We start from the raw sequence: 18,145 nt of genomic DNA, 5'->3' as shown, positions 1-18,145 counted from the left end.
TTAAAGTTATCCACAAGATTGCTGTTAATTTCATCAAAACAAACTTTCAAAGCGAACAAATGTACTGACGTAATGGCTTCGATCTTCACGGTGGTCGTTAAAATAATTGAGATCTCCTTGTACATAGAACCATTCGCGCCAAAGAGGTTGTCGCCAAGATACAAAAGGTCCCCAACTATTTAGACGTAAATCGTTGTTATCGTAATAGCCACCCGTGTAAATACCGTACTTAAAACTATTGTGTGCGAAAAATTGGTGTTGGCGGAATGTACGGTTGTCCCATCGTAGATCATCATCTTGTGTATCAGCATAGGTCAAACTGAGCTGATTTGATAAAAAAGGTTGGTTTGGGCGTGCGTGAATCAGTTCTAAATTTGTTCGAAGATAGTTTTCACTTTTACTGCCATAGCGATAGATTTGTTCAGCATTGAAATTAAAGTCATGATCTAAATCCCAATATTTTTTTGCTCTCAAACGTAAATAAACATCATCACCAGAGCGAATACCGATATCTGCATCGGTATCAAATGGTAGTCGTTTGGAGAAATTTGACCAACGTAATGCGATTGATCCATTACTGTCTCTAGTTTGTTTTGAATCAAATTTTTTATCAGGATCTTGATTCGGTTGAGTGTTGGTATTGGCAACATTGTTGTCAAACTCATCATCAAGCGAGTCATCACCAAAAACCACACTGAATTTTTTTTCTAATGTTGGTAGTTTGATTTTTCCACGAATACGAGGTTTAACCTCATATTGATCATATTTATTCCAATAATTATCAACCAAGACCCGAATGGTAGCTGAAGCAGGCTTTTCTGGATCTACATCTCCAAACCAATCATCAATTTTGACAGAAGTTCGATCTGCCCAATTCCGAATATCTTTTTGTTTGCGATCAATCCAGGTTCTATCTTCTGTTTCTGAAGTTGGTGGAACGATAGGTTCATCAGATTGTTCAGGAAGTATAGTGGGTGTAGCATCGACCCATTTAGGTATATAACTTAATAGATTTGCCGACTCTGATGCATGAGCTTGTTCACCCTGAACGGATATTTCTTCAGTGGCGTAAGTGGCTTGAGTTATCACGCCGAATGGAAGAGCCAAAAGTGTTGGAACAAGGGCGATAGGGACCGTTTTTAAAAAAGTATTCATAATTTAAGCTTATATATTGTTCTTCTTTTCACTCTTTATTATTTCGTTATTAAAATCAATATTTAGACACAAAAAACAGCAATTTATCAGAGAGCTATACAAATAAACTTTAAAAAAAATAAGCCACATTCTGAGATGAATGAGGCTATATAAATCTTGTGATAGATTTTTGTTATGCTGAAACGTCCGCCTTAGCTAAAGCATCATACAAGGCGTGGACTGAGATTGGTTGAGCTAAACTACTAATCACTTGTCGAATCAATTGCCATGTATAGCCGTTTGCACGATCAAGTAATAAGAATGGATAAGCTTGATCTTCAGAGGAAAGTTTGATGCGTTCTAAGCCATGTATCACACGAATTTTTTGACGTTCTTTCAACAGAATAATTGGTGTAAGGAAATTAGCCGCTGTTTCTTCAAAAGGAATGAACTTCTGTGTATTGATAAATGATGCTGGAATATATGGATAAGCATCTTCATCACGTTGCCAAACTGTATGACCATTCATGATGCATTCATTAAACAACGTTTCATGTTGATGATAGTTCTGTTTAAAGGTCGTCCAATGTGTCTGATGTATGGAGCTGGTACGCGTATGGCGTTGATCAGTGTAGGTTTGTAAAACACTCGTTGCATATTCAACGCTGTGTGTACCAATTAAGACAACATAATGTGAAAATTGACCTTGTGCATAGAGTTGTTCAGCTAAAAAGATTTGAGCTGTTTCCCAAATTGGTTGTTCATCATTTTCAGCTTTTAAATATAACCAATCAATTTTAATGTTTTGATCAATCTCATCATGTAGATCTACATGATACAAAGATGGAAAAACTTTTGGATCTACACGTTCAAGTCGGCAAACTAAACCATCTAGATTAAATTCTGTATTTAGAGGTTTAATTTTTTCTAGATTCGCAGTCGGTCGAGAAGCGGATTTAAAACTTGGTTTTGGTCTGCTCGCAACTGATGGTGTCGAAGGTGCAATTGGTGGTGCAGTTTGTAATTTTTCTTGAATAATCGCTTCAAGCTGTGCATCGAAATTCGCAGTTTTCTCTTTAAGCACCGTTAACACATCCTTGGTTTCAGTTTGAGTTGCCTTTGTTGTTGAATCTAACCCAGCTTCACTGATTGGTTCTAAGATTGGAATGATTTGTTTTAGCTGCTCATCAGTTTTGACATATTGCTTAGCGTGTTTAGTTAACCATTCTAAAGCTTCTTTGCTTGAGTCCATCCACGGACTTTTCAAAAATGACAAAGCAGGGCGAACCACCCATACTTGCCAATGATTAGCTTGGCGTAAGGTTGCCCATCCCATATCAGGAGCAGCAAATAAAGCATGCTCAATTTTTTCTGAGAAGTTATATGTGCCGTAATAAGTCATCGAAAAACCATATGCAGCAAGTTCCTCAGATGGGACTTCTTCTTGTTGTATATATTGTTTGAACTGCGCTAATTCTTCTTGAAAAAGAGGGTCATTACATGATGCACAAATGTCTTTAATTCTTTTTTTTGATTTGGCAATTTCAAAAAGCGAAGCTTTATTATCATTAAGCCCAACAATAAGATGTTTGAGCTCATCAACCAATAATGCTTTCTCTAATACGTCCATTGCTTATTTCCTTAGAGATAGGCTTGAGCCTGTTTTAAATAATAAGTAAGTACAACATTGACAGCATCTTCAAGCAATTTGTATTCAGTCGTGGTTGCCAAAGTGTGCTGTTTTGCCAATGCTACAAGCTGTTCTACACATATTTGTTCTAGTTGAATCTGACCGTTTATTAAGGCTTGTAACTCTTGCATTTCCATAACAAAAGATTGTCACTTTATGACGATTATAGAAGAAAAATGCGTAAAATCTATAGTACCTAAGTTATTCAAATTCTGTATTTAAATTTGCTAAATCGAGATTTAGATCATACTTTTAGCTTTAAAACTGCTACGTATTAAAAGATAGAATCGGATAATTAGATGACTATACACAAAGATATCTATAAATTTAAATTCTTTATGTGAGCTTCATCACAAAGCCTGTAGTCAAAACTTGATCAAAGTAATTACAGGATTTGTTTCATATTATTTAGTGCAATAAAAATGCCTGATTTGTGATCAATAATGATTGGAATTGTATTGATTTTTACATGCGTGAAACGCATAGGTTTCGGGGTGAACCGAAACCTATGTGATGAATGATGTCTTAATGTTTGATTTCACAAGATTCATCATTACATTGAGCTGAGTTGTCCTGCTCAATGCTTTCTACTGATGAGGTTTGTGCTTGTTGAAGTGCTTGTAAAAAGATTTCTCGAGGCTGTGCGCCTGAAAGAGCAAGTTTCTGATCAAAAACAAAGAAAGGAACGCCTGTGACCTTCAATTGCTCATGTGCAATTTTTTCATCATGACGTACAAAGTCAGCTAATTCATCTGAATCTAACACGTATTCAACTTCAGCATTGTCTAAACCAATACGCGAAGCAATTTCCTCAACAACTTCTCGCTCACCAATCGCCAAACCTTCAGTCATATAAGCATGGAAAAAAGCTTCTTTTGCTTCATTACCTAAACCTTTGCTTTGTGCCAAATGAATGATGCGGTGAGCGTTAAAACTATTCCCAGAGTTGGCTTTTTGCCATTGGAAATCGATGCCTTCAGTCGCTGCCATAGCGGCGACATTACGCTCCATTTCTTCCATCTCTGCATAACTACGTCCATACTTTTGCGCGAGACGTTCAGTATTTGAAACCTCGTGTTTTGTAGGGGCGTCAGGATCAAGTTCAAAGCTATGCCAATGAATATCTAGCTCAATGCCTGCTTGTTCAGCTACATGTTCAAGACGCTTTTTTCCGATGTAACAGAAAGGACAAACTACATCTGACCAAATATCAACGCGCATAAAATTTCTCTTCAATTATCGTTAAAAGAGATAATAGGGGCGTAGTTGCTGAATTTAAAGCGATTAAAATGTAATGCTCCGTTACGAGAAGTGAAATAAAAACTATATATATTGTTTTCTTATTGATTAAACTGACTTTAACAACAAAAAAATAAAATGAAACTAGGGAGGCTTTATGCGCCGTATTTTAATGATTCTCGGTGTGATCGTGGTATGTATAGGGGCATTTTTCATCTATCAAAATAATTCAAAACAGCGAACAATTCAAAATCAGAAAATGTTTGATGTCGTGATGGCAGAAAAAATGCGTGAGCTATATATCCAAGCACAGGATTGGTCAACGCCCGTACAATTGGAGGTTGAGGATGATCGGCTATCTGGTGATTATCAATTGATGTCGGAGTTTCTACTGAATTATTGGAAGGAGAATATTGAGGCGCGTAATCACTATCTACGTCAATTAAAAGCAGCACAGTGGGATGCATTTTTAGATGTAGAAAGATTGGAGCGTGATAGTAAATTGAACTATAAAGAAACAGAGCAAATGTTTAGCGACGTTCGCCGTGCATCATCAGAGTACGATAAAAAGCGTCAGCAGATACAATCTCAAGCTTTAGCTGATGCCAAAGAACTTTCTCTAGATGCTGAGTTACAGCAACGCCTACAACAAAAACTCGCCAAGAATCTGCATGTTGATCCAGCTCAAGATATTTTTGCTATAGAACAGCAAATCATTGAGAAAGCTCAAGCGATGTTTGATTTGTTAAAAAAATATGAATGGCAGCGACAAGGAAAACTTATTTTGTTTCATGAATCTGCCCAAGTCCGCAAATTCAATACGTTATACCAAGATGTTTTAAAGCTAAATGCTCAAATAGAGAAAATTAAAAATAACAATGTTGCTGTTTTAGAAAAAGAGCTCTAGGTTATTTAGACGATAATGGTTTGAACTAAATTAAAAGTTTTTGAGGAGAGCTGACGTTAAAAACATGAATCTATGGCAACTTTTTAGCAAAGTTCGACCTTTTGTGAAGCCTTACAGACTATTGGTGATAATCACCTTAATCCTGACTTTGATTGGAGCATTGACCGCTCAGGTTAATGCTTTAACGCTGCAATATGCTGTTGATCAAATCAATCGTTTAGTAGAAGCGGGAGATGGTCTTACTCAAGGTTGGCATATTTTAGTAACGATCAGTGTTATTTTACTTAGTAAAGAAATTATCAGTACTTTGATTCAGTTTGGGCAAAAGTTATTTGGTGAACGTCTCAGAATCATGGTGTCACAAGATGTTGCCCAAGCAATTATTGAGAAATTTCTGACCTATCGGCTTTCATTTTTCACTCAAGATGACAATCAAGCGGGAAAATTACAAACTCGTATTGATCGTGGTATTGGTTCGATTACACGTTTGATTCAAATCTTCTTTATCGACATTTTGCCTTTATTCAGTAGCGCGATTCTCGCATTGGGTTTGATGTTCTATGCTAATTTTTGGATCGGACTAGTCGCCCTAAGTATCGTGCCGATTTATTTTTGGTTGACCTTTAAACAAGCGCAGAAATTAGGTGGAGTAAGACGGAGTTTAAGAGATGGTCGTGAGCGGAAAAGTCAGGGTATTCTGAGTATTATTAATTCGATTACAGTTATTAAGTCGTTTAACCGTGAACAAGTTGAAGCTGAAAAACAACTGATCTTACAAAAGCAGCTTACCGATAATCAGATGCACACGCGTCAAATTAGTTTTATTTTTGATGGCGTTAAAACTTTTACTGAGCAAATTGGGATCGTTTTTATCATTATCCTCACCGCGTATTTTGTGTTGATTGGCGACATGAGTATCGGGATGATTATGTTTCATATTTTGCTATTTAATAATGTTTCAGCTCCTATTCGCTCATTGCATCGTATTTATGATGAGGTTAATGATGCCATGATTTATGCGGAAAGTTTTTTTCAGATTCTTGAGGCGGATAATGAGATTGAAACTTCAGGACAGCAGAAACCTTCACAACTCAGTGGAAAGTTTGAGTTAAAACAGGTCGATTTTTTCTATCCAAATGGTTATCATGCGCTTAAAGAAATTAGTATGACCATACAACCCAATAAAATTACAGCACTGGTAGGATTATCTGGTGCAGGCAAATCGACTTTAATCAGCTTATTAGATAAATTTTATTTACCGCAGACAGGACAAATTCTGTTGGATGGTATTGATTTGAATGATATGGATACTCAATATTTGCGAGATCATATTGGTTTAGTGCTGCAAAAAAATCATATCTTTCAGGGCACGATACAAGACAATATTTGCTATGGAAAAATGGATGCAAGTGAAGACGAAATTATCCAAGCTGCTAAAAAAGCATCAATCCATGAACAAATTTTAAAGTTACCTAAAGGTTATCAATCTGATGCATTGTTATTGTCTGGTGGACAACAGCAACGAATCGCAATAGCACGTATGTTTCTGAAAGATCCGCCGATTATTTTTCTAGATGAACCGACAGCGAGTTTGGATGCAATCGCAACAGAGCAGATTAAGCACAGTTTAGATGAAATCAAACAAGGGCGAACTGTGATTATTATCTCTCATAGTCTTTCTCAGATTATTGATGCTGACTACACCTATGTCATGCAAGATGGTGCCATAGTTGAGCATGGTGAACATCATCAACTTTATCAGCAACAGGGTGTATATAAAGATATTTTTGATGCGATGGCAAAAAGCCTAAATATCGAAAAGATCGCTAAAACTTTTGATAATGAAGGCGAAGAAGAAACACATAGTTGATATAACACATTGATTTAGAATCAACATAGTAGGAAGGTCTTTGAGCATCTTTCAGAACAATGATCAAAGACCTATTTTTATTTAATCAAAAATCTTTTCAGCTGCTTGGAACGGTAAGCTCACTACATCAATCGCCACTGCAAATGGCAATAAAACGAGTTTTTCAAAAGGATTCATACCTGATTTTGAGCTATAAGTTTCTTGTTTGTGGGTATAAAACGAGACTTGATAAGGTTTACTCAATGCTTTTAATGAACTGAGATTGTTTGCGGCAGGGTAGACTACCCCCGCCAATTTAATATCAAAACAAAAGCGTTGTGCTTGCATACGTTCGTCACTAGATGATGAACATTCTTTGGCACCATTCTCTATGAAAAACTCTAAGTCCTTTTTGCTCAGGTCTTCTTTGAGTTTTACATAAGACAGCGGCAATGTACCTGAGAAATTTCCATCATTCTTTTCCGAATAGAAGTTTAGTTCTCTGGTGATTTGAATGTTTTTAGGATCAAGTTTATTGATCAAAGTGACAAACTGAGTGCCGCCTTGCGTCAGGATATAACTGTTTTTTTGCCCTGCAATCACAATACTGTCTTTCGGTAAGTTCGCAGATGCTTGCGCAGGTCGTCCGAATGCAACGACATTGTCCTCAACTAACATGACACGTTCAGTACGGGTATATGTTTTACTGTCTTTAGTAATAAGGGTTTTAGTTGCACATCCAGTTAAAGCAATGCCTGTTAGCATGCAGATCATTGTTATTTTTGCTGATGTTGAAGACATCCATTTACTCCTAATATTTTGAATTTTAAATTTAAAAAAGAACAAAAAAATGAAAATAGCTCATAGGACAATAATCAAAAAAGGCGATATATGCGAGGTTTTTTGGCATTGAAATTTGATTTTTTACAAACATCTAACAGATGAGTCTATTTTAATTTTTTTTATCTAAAGTTTAAAATTTTAATGAAATTTACCGTTTATCTGACCTCTGCTGAATAAAACAGCACTTTGTTGTAGCCTATAGGTAGATGCTTTTATTTAATCTCATCACGGATTTGATGACTGAGTTTTGGAGCAGAAATGAACTTACTCAAACGATCATTGCTGATTACGATGTTAACTTATATCGGTATTGCCACTGTTCAAGCCGAAGAACAGGTAGGTTCTTTGCCTACGATTCGGATCATGGCAGAATCAGAGCTACGTGAAGAGGTTGGATTGGTTCCTTTTCAGGAAGATATCAAAGTCCGCCAAGCCCTACAACATTATATAAACAAGCAGCAGACTGATATTCAAAATGCTCAACTCACCGAAGTCACAACTTCGATGGATTATCAGCCGAGAACCGTACAGCCTGATTTATCTCAAGTTTCACCTTTTTTAGAAGATTACATTATGGCTGTTGCGATGGGCTTTCAGTCATCTAATCCAAGTAATGGGGTCTTCAAAATGTTAGAACCCCTCAATATTAATCGGGATAATGCGAATGCATTTCGTGAAGGCACAATAAAAGTAAGTTTGGATGATCTATTAAAATTACAACAACAAATTGAAGCGGGTTTGAAAACACCTCAGAACTTTCTAACACGTTAACTTAAATCATATGTTGAGATAAAAAAATCCCCGTAATGGTACGGGGATTTTTTTATTTATTCTTTTATATAACGCTCAAAAATTGAAGAAAAATCATAGTTTTCAATCTTTTTACGATGCTCAGTCAGTTTTGTTTCAACTTGAATCGTTGTTTGCGAAATGATACTTGGTAAATTTAATAACACTTGCTCAGGAAGTTCACGCAACGAGAACATATTATTTACAGCTTGTTGTGTTGAAAAAAGCAATGATGATTGGCGCTCGATTTCTTTACAAGCCTCACCAATGCTAAACAGTGCTTTATATAAATCGCGCACTTTTTCAATTTGTGATTTTTCAATATCAATTGAATATGCTGCACCGCCTAGATGGAACTTGAGTTCTACATCACGGTCTACTGTACCTGCAGTTTCGAGCTGAACATGACTGATTTGATAATGTTTGTAGGGATATCGGTTTAAAGTACGTTTTTTACTTACAGCACTTGTACCATCGAGATGAATGAAAGCAGAGTTTGTGAAACAATATTCATCAGTTTTGGCTTTGATCAGGAAAAAGATTTTTTCGTTATCTTCATGAAAAATATAGTCATCAATATCTGTTTTGTCATAGTCTCTTGGTTCGATGATCCGACCAATGTCACTTGTCCCCATTAAATCTGCTGCCATATTTTTAAACATTGTTAGAGCCTTATAATTTTTGGAAATCCGATATTAATCTGATGCCAATTTGTTTGTCTATAGACTTTTTGGGATGGATCACTGTTTTAAATTCTCTAATAAATAGAATTGGTTATAAAAAAATCCCCGCACATGGCGGGGATTTTTCTTTTATCTCAGTGTCGATTAAACACGTTCGATAATTGTGGCGATACCTTGACCAAGACCGATACACATAGTCGCAAGACCGATTTGTGTATCTTGTTGTTCCATCACGTTCAACAATGTTGTAGTGATACGAGCACCAGAACAGCCCAATGGGTGACCCAATGCAATCGCACCACCATTCAAGTTGATGATGTCTTGTTTGTCATAAACACCTAAGCCTTTCATTACTGATAAGCCTTGAGCAGCAAATGCTTCGTTTAATTCGATAGTTTGGATATCCGCCATCGTTAAACCAGCACGTTTAAGCGCTTTTTGAGTTGCTGGAACTGGACCGTAACCCATGATCGCAGCATCACATCCTGCAATAGCCATAGAACGAATCACAGCACGTGGTTTTAAACCAAGCGCTTGAGCACGTTCAGCAGACATAACTAACATTGCAGAAGCACCGTCAGAAAGAGCAGAAGAAGTTGCTGCTGTTACTGAACCACCTTTAGGGTCGAAAACTGGTTTCAACGCTTTGAATGCTTCAAGGTTTGCGTCAGCACGAATCACTTCGTCGATGTCGCAAAGGATTTTGAAACCATTTGCATCATGACCTTCAACACCAACGATTTCGTTTTTAAAACGACCTTCTTGTGTTGCAGCCCATGCACGACGGTGAGATTCAACACCGAACGCATCTTGTTCTTCACGAGAGATACCGTTCATACGACCTAACATTTCAGCAGTTAAGCCCATCATGTTAGATGCTTTTGCATAGTGTTTAGATGCTTCAGGGTTAAGGTCGATGCCGTGCATCATACCTACGTGACCCATATGCTCTACACCACCGATGATGAAGATGTCACCTTGGTTGGTCGCAATTTGTGCAGCAGCAGTATGAAGTGCTTGCATAGAAGAACCACAAAGACGGTTAACGGTTTGACCGCCAGCAGTCTTTGGAATATCAGCCAATAAACCAATATTACGAGCAATGTTCATACCTTGCTCTAAAGTTTGGTTTACACAACCCCAAATGATGTCTTCAACTTCGTTGGTATCAAATTGGTTACGAGCAACAAGTGCACGTACTAATTCAGCAGATAAACTGTCGGCACGTACATTGCGGAACATACCGTTACGTGATTTGCCCATGGCAGAACGAACGCCATCAACAATCACAACGTCACGTGGATTTAAAGTAGCCATTCACGTCGCTCCTTAACCGTAGAATTTTTTGTTGTTAGCAGCCATGTCACGCAACATTTGTGGCGCTTCATAAGCTTTACCTAAGTGTGCATATTTGTCGCAAAGCGCAACGTATTCAGCAACACCAGTTTGGTCGATATAACGGCATGGACCACCACGGAATGGAGGGAAACCTACACCCATGATCATCGCCATATCTGCTTCAGAAGCAGTTGCAACGATGTTGTCTTCTAAGCAACGAACTGTTTCGTTACAGAAAGCAAGCATCATACGGTCAATGATTTCTTGTGGATCAAATTCACGTTTTTCGCCAGTTACGAAAGGCGCAATGATTTCGTAAGCTGTTGGGTCAACAGTTTTCGCTTTCTTACCTTTCTTGTCTAACACATATTTGTAGAAACCAACATCGTTCTTTTGACCAAGACGTTTTGCTTCGTACATCGCTTGGATAGAACCTTTGTAATCTGGCTTCATACGGTCAGGGAAACCTTCAGCCATCACTTCTGCACCATGTACACCTGTATCGATACCAACAACGTCGATCAAGTATGCAGGACCCATAGGCCAACCGAATTTCGCCATTACATTATCAACTTGCTGGAAGTCAGCACCGTCTTTAACGAGTAGATCGAATGCACCGAAGTAAGGGAACAATACGCGGTTTACCAAGAAACCTGGGCAGTCGTTTACAACGATAGGTGTCTTACCCATTTTCTGAGCAAGAACAACAGTTGTTGCGATTGCTTCATCAGAAGTTTTTTCACCACGAATAACTTCAACCAATGGCATCATGTGTACTGGGTTGAAGAAGTGCATACCAACGAAGTTTTCAGGACGTTGTAATGCTTTCGCAAGGCGTGTAATCGAGATTGTAGACGTGTTAGATGCAATGATCGTGTTTTCACGGACATGCTTTTCTGTATCTGCAAGTACGATTTCTTTAACTTTAGGGTTTTCCGTTACCGCTTCGATCACGATATCCACTTCTTTAAACTCATCGTAGCTTAAAGTAGGACGGATGCGAGCAAGGGTTTCACCCATTTGCGCAGGTTTCATTTTCTTGCGTTCAACTTGCTTTGTTAGCAAGCCATTCGCTTCTTTCATACCTAATGCAAGTTGTGGGTTACCAATATCTTTCATGATGATTGGAGTGCCTTTGCTTGCCGCTTGGTAAGCAATACCACCACCCATAATACCAGCACCTAATACAGCTGCTTGGTTTACAGGATGAGCACCTTTTTCATATTTTTTCGCAGTTTTCTTCACAACTTGATCGTTGATGAATAAACCGATAAGTGCGCCAGCTTGTGGTGTGATCGCAGCTTTAGCGAAACCTTGAGCTTCTGCTTTTAATGCGTCATCACGAGTTGAGCTTGCACCTGCTTGTAATGAGTCAAGCAATAACTTAGGAGCAGGGTATTGTGCAGGGTTTGCTTTAGCAAGAACCGCACCTTTCGCTGTATTGAACGCCATCATTTGTTCAAGTGGGTTCAATTTAATTGCGTCTAATTTTTCTTGACGCTTTGCTTTCCAGTTCAAACGACCAGCAAGTGCTTGTTTAACTAAGTCAACAGCAGCTTCTTGAAGTTTGTCAGCAGCAACAACTGCATCTACAGCACCATCTTTAAGCGCAGCAGCAGGCTTCTTAGGATTCGCCATTGCCATCCATTCAACAGCATTGTCGATACCGATCAAACGGCTTAAACGAACGCTACCACCGAAACCAGGATAGATACCAAGTTTGATTTCTGGTAAGCCAACTTGTGCTTGTTCAGACATGACACGGTAGTCACACACTAAGCACATTTCAAAACCGCCACCAAGCGCCATGCCATTGATCGCAGCAACTTTAGGTATTTCTAAATCTTCAAAGCTATTGAAGATTTCGTGTACAGGCATAAGCCAATCAATGATTGCTTGTTCACCAGCAGCGAAATTGTCGCCGAATTCAGTAATGTCAGCACCAACGATAAATGTTGATTTTCCAGAAGTAACAACTAAGCCTTTAATATCGTTATTGGCTTTAACTGCAGCAATTGCTGCTTGGAAGTCTTCAATGGTTGCACGGTTAAATTTATTAACCGACTCACCTTGTAAGTCAAAGCGGAATTCTGCAATTCCGTCCGCAAGCATTTGGACGGTAATGGCATTGCCAGCGTGGATCATGCCTGATCTCCCTTGTTGTGGAGGATTCTGAGTTGATGTCATAAAAGCGTGTGTGTGGATATAGGCACACAAAATGCTTCGCTAATCTTACGATAACTATATCCAAAAAGAACATAACAAGTTGTATCAAGCCGTGACGCTAGGGTCATCTATTGTTTTACAAAAATATAGATGGCATGCTTTTTTAAATTTTTTATTTATAAATTATATGCTTATGGGTTCCGCTGTTTCAGCAGGATTATAATTCAAAGCTTAATATGAAAAATGAATATAACGATTGTATGAGAAAAATCAGTGAGCTATGTCCGTATAGCGTTCTATTAAAGCTTTTTGTAGACATAGAAAAATCCTAAAAAGTGGATCAGTACTATGATTTGAATATTTGATAAAAAATAATCATAAATATAGACAGAAAGGATTGTCTATTTTGTGGTGGGTATTTAAAATCACCATGTTATAAAATGTTATTGAAAGTAAGATTATGTTAAAAAATAAATTGATTTTATGCTCTCTCCTTTCTGTTTTATTAACTGCTTGTGGTGGTGGTGGAGATTCAGGATCTTCATCAAATAATAATGAGCCATCACCAACACAAGAAAATGTATCTGTTGATTTATATTCTGTTAAATATGAAGAAGCTGAAGATCATTTATATACTAAAGAATATTCCTATGTGAATAATATTGTTAAGGATACGGAGTTTTATACGCCTTTATCAGAAGAAGATTACTTGTTAACTGAAGATGCTATATATACAGATACTTGGGTTACAGCTAAAACAAAAGCGATAAGTGCATTGAACTTCTATTTTAGTGATGCGCCAAATACGGGCTACTACCATACATTCAAAAAAATTGACCTTTCTGGAGAGAATGTTTTTGAACGTTTTTATCCTAGCTATAAAGTCATGTTTGATAAATTTGGTGTTCCAGAAGAATTACTAAATTCTAAGGTAGCTCAGGCATATAACCGAATAGGTCCTCTATTTTTCCCTCAGGGTTCTTATTGTTATCAAGTTCAAGAAGAGAAAGTTGAAAAGCCATATATCAGTTTTTCTGAATCAGGGATGACGGAAGACAATTATGCGGAAGTGATCAATCAATTGGACAGCCAATATAAATATGAACTAGCGAAAGTAGGTCATACTTATAAGGTGAATACAGGAAAATGGAAAGGTTACACATGGCGTTATTATCGTGAATACGATGCTTACGGACAAATCTATGATTTTGTCGTACTTAACTACAATGGAAAACTAGTTTTGGGGGATATGAATTATTTTGAAAATGTACGTCTGGGTGATGTGGTTGCACAGCATAAACAACGTTTGAATGCGATGAACTCTTCAACTTTTGTTGAGGCATATTATGCTCAAAAAGCGATTGTGCAAGAACTAGATAAGCATTGTTCTTGGTTCAATAAGACTGCAGCTGATACCATTCTAAAACTATAATTTCTGTCTTTAGCCTAAAATAATAAAACCTGTTTTCTGTGCTGATTTGGATCACTAAGTTGATACTGATTCAGCACTTTCATTTTTTCTGAACAAATCCTTAAAATTATCTTTTCAATTCTTTATTTTGGTCTATTTCTTGCTGCATTTTGAGAAGAAAATCACATTAAGCGCTAGAACCTTGAAATAGGGAAGCTGTGGTTCTTTTAAACATTCACAGCATTTATTTTTCATATCGAAACACCGTCATCAGCTGACAAAAAATGTTAGTTAATGCTTGAAGTGGAATGTGAAAATTAAGGCTAGAATTTAATCTAAAGATGGTTTGCACACTCAGAACAAGATAGAACTGAAAATCAATCCAATTCGATTCTCGATAATCTTGTTTGGGGATGAGAGGTGTCAGGATGAAACCAACAGACCAAACCTTGATGAAACAAATGCATATTTCCTCAGAGGAAATAGAGTATCGAAAATCTTTATTGTCGTTGACGAATAAAGAACTTCTACAGTTGGTTCAACTAGGCATAAAGCTTGAGCCTTTATTTGATCAAGTTGTTATGGAGTTTTATCAACAACAAACTTCAGTAGCCGAAATTGCAACTTTGATTGGAGATGTAGATACCTTATCTCGTTTACAACGTGCGCAACGACAATACGTCACTGAGTTATTTTCTGGGACTTATGATGCCAATTACGTTAACAACCGTCTAAGGATTGGTTTAGTGCATAAACGGATCGGTGTAGAACCCAAATTATATTTATCGGCGATTTATCATCTCAAAACTAGATTAATGACTTTGGTGTATGAGCAAATTGGACATACAGATGAATATCATCAAGTTGTGCAAACTCTAGAAAAACTATTTATGTTTGATATTTCTTTAGTTGTTGAAACCTATGTTTGGAGTTTAGTCAGTGAAATCAAATCGTCTAAAGAGAAAATTGAACAATACGCCAATGTCCTCGAAGATCGCGCACAACAAATGGAAGCATTGTCACAAACCGACCCTCTGACAGGTTTACTGAATGTTCGACATTTAAATAGTATTTTGAATGCAACCATATGTACGGCTGAACACACATTAGAACCTGTGACGGTGGTATTTATTGATATTAATGATTTCAAAATGATTAACGATACATTTGGGCACCCACGTGGCGATCAAATTTTAAAAATAGTGGCAGATGGTATCCGCTATGTTGCTCGACTTGATGATCATTGTTTCCGATGCGGAGGTGATGAATTTTGTATCATTTTCCCAAGATGTACAGAGTCTCAAGCGATAGAGAGTTTTGTACCTCGTTTGGAGCAATATATTCGCCAAATAGAACCTTCAATTAGCTTGAGTATCGGTGTCAAACAAACCGATCATGTTGAAGGGTATATTGATGCAACAACCTTAATCCATGAAGCTGATGCGAGAATGTATCAGGTGAAAAAAGAGCGTAAAACAAAAATATAGTTTTTAAAAAAGTTATTAAGTTTTTGAAAAATAGAATTAAAAAAAAATAACTTGCTATCTACGTCTGAGTTTGAGTAAAAGCGGCTAGAAATTGTGAGGGATGGTGTTAAAATTTGGCGATTAATTTTTAAGTGCCGATATCAATGATTAAATGGATCATATTAGCGATCTTTATCATTTCGGCGTTGTATATTCAGCGTCGTGGTAAAGTTAAGCACTCGTTTTATCGTCAATTTTTTGACCATTCTACTGTGCTCGCACCGATTAATTTCTTAATGTACATGTTTTCTAAAGTACCGAATCAACCTTATATCGATACTCAATATTTCAAAGACCTAAAAATTTTAGATGAAAATTGGGAAATGATTCGTGATGAGGCGAAAGCTTTATACGACAAGGGTGGGATTAAAGCTTCAAGTAGCTACGATGATTTAGGTTTTAACTCATTTTTTAAAACAGGTTGGAAGCGTTTTTATCTTAAATGGTACGATTCTGCGCATCCGTCAGCTGCTGAGCTTTGCCCAAAAACGACGGCTTTGTTGAAAACATTGCCAAGTATTAAAGCTGCGATGTTTACCGAGTTGGCACCAGATAGTCGTTTGGTACGACATCGTGACCCTTATGCAGGTTCGTTGCGTTATCATTTAGGTTTGATTACACCAAATGATGACCGTTGCTTTATTGATGTGGATGGCGAACGTTATTCATGGCGTGATGGTGAAAGCGTTGTGTTTGATGAAACCTACATTCACTACGCTGAAAATAAAACAGATCAAAACCGTATTATCTTTTTCGCTGATGTAGAGCGTCCATTAAAGACGCGTTTTATGGAAAAGTTTAATCACTGGTTTGGTAAAAGTGTGATGACTGCTGCGAGTTCACCTAATGAAGCAGGTGACCAAACAGGTGGTTTAAATAAAGTTTTTGGTTATGTTTACCAAATCCGAATTAAAGCCAAAGCATTAAAGAAATCAAACCGCCAACTTTATTACTTTTTAAAGTGGTTCTTAATGTTAGGATTATTCTTCCTTATTTTTATACGTCCCTATGTATTTTAATGAGTGAAATCAAAACGCCCGACAGGGCGTTTTTTATTTGCTCTCGTTATAAAATACGTTTAAATGAGTGAATTTTATCGAGGTACAAATATGCAGACATTTCGTTCAAAAATAGATTGGTGGTTATGGGGAATAGTCATTGCGACGACAGGTTTACTGCTGCAGTTTTTATGGACGATGTATATTAAAGGAACCATGCAAGAATACCCTGAGCATGCAGCTATATACTTTCTAACGATTGTAGTGCTGTGGTGGCCGATCTTAAACACTCGTTATGTTGTGACTGAACATGAACTGACGATTCATTCGATGTGGTTTAAATGGAGAATAAATAAGAAGGATATTGTTGAGCTTAAAAGTACACAGCATCTGACCTCGTCCCCAGCTCTATCTTTGGATCGTTTACGCATTGATTATAAAAAGAATGGTATAGCAACTTATATTTTGGTATCACCTAAAAATAAACAGGCTTTCTGTCAGGCAATACAGTCAGTACTCACTAAAAAATAGATTGATAATTTCGCATTTCATGTTGAATAGAAAACTTATTTTTAAAAAGAGCGATATTTTTTTAGTTGTACCAGATAGTATAATTTGGATAAAATTTGATATTTAAAATCATGAGAAAATATAATGAAAAAACAGCTATTGATTAGTTTAAGTATTTTAAGTTTAGTGGCTTGTACTGAAGAAACTGATGATATTTATGGAACTGTTGATCCTCAGAATAAAGCTTTTTATAGTTATGATCTTTCAGCTGCAAATGAGTCTAATAAACTGACAAAGAAATCGTATCAAGTAGATAAAAATAATGATCTTTTAATTACTTATACCGAAACACCAAAATTACAGACTGAAGCGCTTCGAAACTTTATTACTAGCAATGGGATATCAACCATATTTCCACCGCAAAATACCACTGGTGCTTATATCGTAGGTCGTAAAGCAGTATTCAGTGATAGTGTTTTAGAGTATGAACCTTATAATTTAGAACAGAGAACAGCATTTAAACTTACTTATCAGCTCAAGAAGATTGACTTGTCTGGCTTAGAGGTTTCTGACTATGTACGTTATTTTTTAAGACAAGCGACAGCATCATCGTTCATAAGCGATGTAACACTAGAAATTATTCAAGGACTATTGTTTGCCAGTCAGGATAAATTCCCTACAGGTGCAACATGTTGGCAAAAACAAGTTCAGTTGAGTACTCAAGATTATATTGAATCTTATCCAACGCAAAATCTTGCGCATGTCAGTACCAGTAGTACTGTTCAAAATCAGGGTATTTGGCAAAATGCATCATGGACAGCATATCAACCTAGTACAGAGTTTAATTTAGCGGATACGCGAATTCGTCATCAAGCACGTGAGTATTGGGGTTTTTACCATACGACGAGAGAGGTTAATCCAATTACTCCGACAAATGAACTCGCTTGTGATTTCTTTAATGAGTCAGCCTTTAAGACTGTTGATAAAGTATTGAGTCGAGTTTTTTAATTATCGGTGTAATTTGAGCTATTCAGTTGATGGATTTTAGCTCAATTCACTTGA

The 18,145-nt window shown here is 37.1% G+C and carries 16 protein-coding genes; 8 read left to right on the top strand and 8 right to left on the bottom strand.

Annotated features, from left to right (window positions below; all coding sequences use genetic code 11):
* Positions 1-33: 33 nt before the first annotated feature.
* The 4 genes from H2677_RS14160 to H2677_RS14145 all read right to left on the bottom strand — a co-directional run bounded on the left by H2677_RS14160 (position 34) and on the right by H2677_RS14145 (position 4,045).
* The gene (locus H2677_RS14160; protein ID WP_212638796.1) at positions 34-1,155 is read right to left on the bottom strand and encodes a hypothetical protein; all 1,122 of its coding nucleotides are present in this window, start codon (positions 1,153-1,155) and stop codon (positions 34-36) included.
* Positions 1,156-1,327: 172 nt separating this feature from the next.
* On the bottom strand, positions 1,328-2,764 hold the full coding sequence (locus H2677_RS14155) for a hypothetical protein (protein ID WP_212638795.1): 1,437 nt from the start codon (positions 2,762-2,764) through the stop codon (positions 1,328-1,330).
* Positions 2,765-2,775: 11 nt separating this feature from the next.
* The gene (locus tag H2677_RS14150; RefSeq protein ID WP_212638794.1) at positions 2,776-2,961 is read right to left on the bottom strand and encodes a hypothetical protein; all 186 of its coding nucleotides are present in this window, start codon (positions 2,959-2,961) and stop codon (positions 2,776-2,778) included.
* Between the two features lie 388 nt (positions 2,962-3,349).
* Positions 3,350-4,045 (bottom strand): DsbA family oxidoreductase, encoded by a 696-nt coding sequence (locus H2677_RS14145; protein ID WP_136695458.1) that lies wholly within the window; start codon positions 4,043-4,045, stop codon positions 3,350-3,352.
* A gap of 175 nt (positions 4,046-4,220) precedes the next feature.
* Here H2677_RS14145 and H2677_RS14140 point away from each other — a divergent pair, with 175 nt between their 5' ends.
* Together H2677_RS14140 and H2677_RS14135 are read left to right on the top strand one after the other, a co-directional pair.
* Complete coding sequence (locus H2677_RS14140; protein WP_212638793.1) at positions 4,221-4,970, top strand: hypothetical protein; 750 nt, start codon at positions 4,221-4,223, stop codon at positions 4,968-4,970.
* Positions 4,971-5,034: 64 nt separating this feature from the next.
* Positions 5,035-6,840, top strand: coding sequence for an ABC transporter ATP-binding protein (locus tag H2677_RS14135; RefSeq protein WP_212638792.1), 1,806 nt, complete (start codon positions 5,035-5,037; stop codon positions 6,838-6,840).
* 81 nt (positions 6,841-6,921) lie between these two features.
* On the opposite strand, the gene H2677_RS14130 is transcribed toward H2677_RS14135, so the two are convergent.
* Positions 6,922-7,620 carry a YidX family protein gene (locus H2677_RS14130; protein ID WP_212638791.1) on the bottom strand — a complete coding sequence of 233 codons (699 nt, stop codon included), beginning with the start codon at positions 7,618-7,620 and terminating at the stop codon, positions 6,922-6,924.
* A gap of 300 nt (positions 7,621-7,920) precedes the next feature.
* On the opposite strand from H2677_RS14130, the gene H2677_RS14125 reads away from it, so the two are divergent.
* Positions 7,921-8,433 carry a hypothetical protein gene (locus H2677_RS14125; protein ID WP_004916891.1) on the top strand — a complete coding sequence of 171 codons (513 nt, stop codon included), beginning with the start codon at positions 7,921-7,923 and terminating at the stop codon, positions 8,431-8,433.
* Between the two features lie 56 nt (positions 8,434-8,489).
* On the opposite strand, the gene H2677_RS14120 is transcribed toward H2677_RS14125, so the two are convergent.
* The 3 genes from H2677_RS14120 to fadB form a co-directional block, all read right to left on the bottom strand.
* Positions 8,490-9,113, bottom strand: a complete 624-nt coding sequence (locus tag H2677_RS14120; protein WP_004777818.1) for a PH domain-containing protein — start codon at positions 9,111-9,113, stop codon at positions 8,490-8,492.
* 165 nt (positions 9,114-9,278) lie between these two features.
* Positions 9,279-10,451 (bottom strand): acetyl-CoA C-acyltransferase FadA, encoded by a 1,173-nt coding sequence (gene fadA / locus H2677_RS14115; RefSeq protein WP_004756315.1) that lies wholly within the window; start codon positions 10,449-10,451, stop codon positions 9,279-9,281.
* A 12-nt stretch (positions 10,452-10,463) separates the two neighbouring features.
* Complete coding sequence (gene fadB / locus H2677_RS14110; RefSeq protein ID WP_212639620.1) at positions 10,464-12,617, bottom strand: fatty acid oxidation complex subunit alpha FadB; 2,154 nt, start codon at positions 12,615-12,617, stop codon at positions 10,464-10,466.
* 481 nt (positions 12,618-13,098) lie between these two features.
* Here fadB and H2677_RS14105 point away from each other — a divergent pair, with 481 nt between their 5' ends.
* The 5 genes from H2677_RS14105 (at position 13,099) to H2677_RS14085 (ending at position 18,091) form a co-directional block, all read left to right on the top strand.
* Positions 13,099-14,070 carry a hypothetical protein gene (locus H2677_RS14105; protein WP_212638790.1) on the top strand — a complete coding sequence of 324 codons (972 nt, stop codon included), beginning with the start codon at positions 13,099-13,101 and terminating at the stop codon, positions 14,068-14,070.
* A 407-nt stretch (positions 14,071-14,477) separates the two neighbouring features.
* Positions 14,478-15,536, top strand: a complete 1,059-nt coding sequence (locus H2677_RS14100; protein WP_004957450.1) for a diguanylate cyclase domain-containing protein — start codon at positions 14,478-14,480, stop codon at positions 15,534-15,536.
* Positions 15,537-15,679: 143 nt separating this feature from the next.
* Positions 15,680-16,594 carry a lipid A hydroxylase LpxO gene (gene lpxO, locus H2677_RS14095; RefSeq protein WP_004957454.1) on the top strand — a complete coding sequence of 305 codons (915 nt, stop codon included), beginning with the start codon at positions 15,680-15,682 and terminating at the stop codon, positions 16,592-16,594.
* A gap of 90 nt (positions 16,595-16,684) precedes the next feature.
* On the top strand, positions 16,685-17,104 hold the full coding sequence (locus H2677_RS14090; RefSeq protein ID WP_212638789.1) for a PH domain-containing protein: 420 nt from the start codon (positions 16,685-16,687) through the stop codon (positions 17,102-17,104).
* 123 nt (positions 17,105-17,227) lie between these two features.
* Complete coding sequence (locus H2677_RS14085; RefSeq protein WP_212638788.1) at positions 17,228-18,091, top strand: hypothetical protein; 864 nt, start codon at positions 17,228-17,230, stop codon at positions 18,089-18,091.
* The last annotated feature ends 54 nt before the right edge of the window (positions 18,092-18,145 follow it).

It is taken from the genome of Acinetobacter junii (assembly GCF_018336855.1).
Taxonomy (GTDB): Bacteria; Pseudomonadota; Gammaproteobacteria; order Pseudomonadales; family Moraxellaceae; genus Acinetobacter; species Acinetobacter junii.
This window is presented reverse-complemented; position numbering and strand designations above follow the sequence as displayed.

Excerpts from the sequence above, each read along its gene's own strand:
- H2677_RS14160 (WP_212638796.1), bottom strand. The coding sequence starts at position 1,155 with ATGAATACTTTTTTAAAAACGGTCCCTATCGCCCTTGTTCCAACACTT.
- H2677_RS14155 (WP_212638795.1), bottom strand. The coding sequence starts at position 2,764 with ATGGACGTATTAGAGAAAGCATTATTGGTTGATGAGCTCAAACATCTT.
- H2677_RS14150 (WP_212638794.1), bottom strand. The coding sequence starts at position 2,961 with ATGGAAATGCAAGAGTTACAAGCCTTAATAAACGGTCAGATTCAACTA.
- H2677_RS14145 (WP_136695458.1), bottom strand. The coding sequence starts at position 4,045 with ATGCGCGTTGATATTTGGTCAGATGTAGTTTGTCCTTTCTGTTACATC.
- H2677_RS14140 (WP_212638793.1), top strand. The coding sequence starts at position 4,221 with ATGCGCCGTATTTTAATGATTCTCGGTGTGATCGTGGTATGTATAGGG.
- H2677_RS14135 (WP_212638792.1), top strand. The coding sequence starts at position 5,035 with ATGAATCTATGGCAACTTTTTAGCAAAGTTCGACCTTTTGTGAAGCCT.
- H2677_RS14130 (WP_212638791.1), bottom strand. The coding sequence starts at position 7,620 with ATGTCTTCAACATCAGCAAAAATAACAATGATCTGCATGCTAACAGGC.
- H2677_RS14125 (WP_004916891.1), top strand. The coding sequence starts at position 7,921 with ATGAACTTACTCAAACGATCATTGCTGATTACGATGTTAACTTATATC.
- H2677_RS14120 (WP_004777818.1), bottom strand. The coding sequence starts at position 9,113 with ATGTTTAAAAATATGGCAGCAGATTTAATGGGGACAAGTGACATTGGT.
- fadA (WP_004756315.1), bottom strand. The coding sequence starts at position 10,451 with ATGGCTACTTTAAATCCACGTGACGTTGTGATTGTTGATGGCGTTCGT.
- fadB (WP_212639620.1), bottom strand. The coding sequence starts at position 12,617 with ATGATCCACGCTGGCAATGCCATTACCGTCCAAATGCTTGCGGACGGA.
- H2677_RS14105 (WP_212638790.1), top strand. The coding sequence starts at position 13,099 with ATGTTAAAAAATAAATTGATTTTATGCTCTCTCCTTTCTGTTTTATTA.
- H2677_RS14100 (WP_004957450.1), top strand. The coding sequence starts at position 14,478 with ATGAAACCAACAGACCAAACCTTGATGAAACAAATGCATATTTCCTCA.
- lpxO (WP_004957454.1), top strand. The coding sequence starts at position 15,680 with ATGATTAAATGGATCATATTAGCGATCTTTATCATTTCGGCGTTGTAT.
- H2677_RS14090 (WP_212638789.1), top strand. The coding sequence starts at position 16,685 with ATGCAGACATTTCGTTCAAAAATAGATTGGTGGTTATGGGGAATAGTC.
- H2677_RS14085 (WP_212638788.1), top strand. The coding sequence starts at position 17,228 with ATGAAAAAACAGCTATTGATTAGTTTAAGTATTTTAAGTTTAGTGGCT.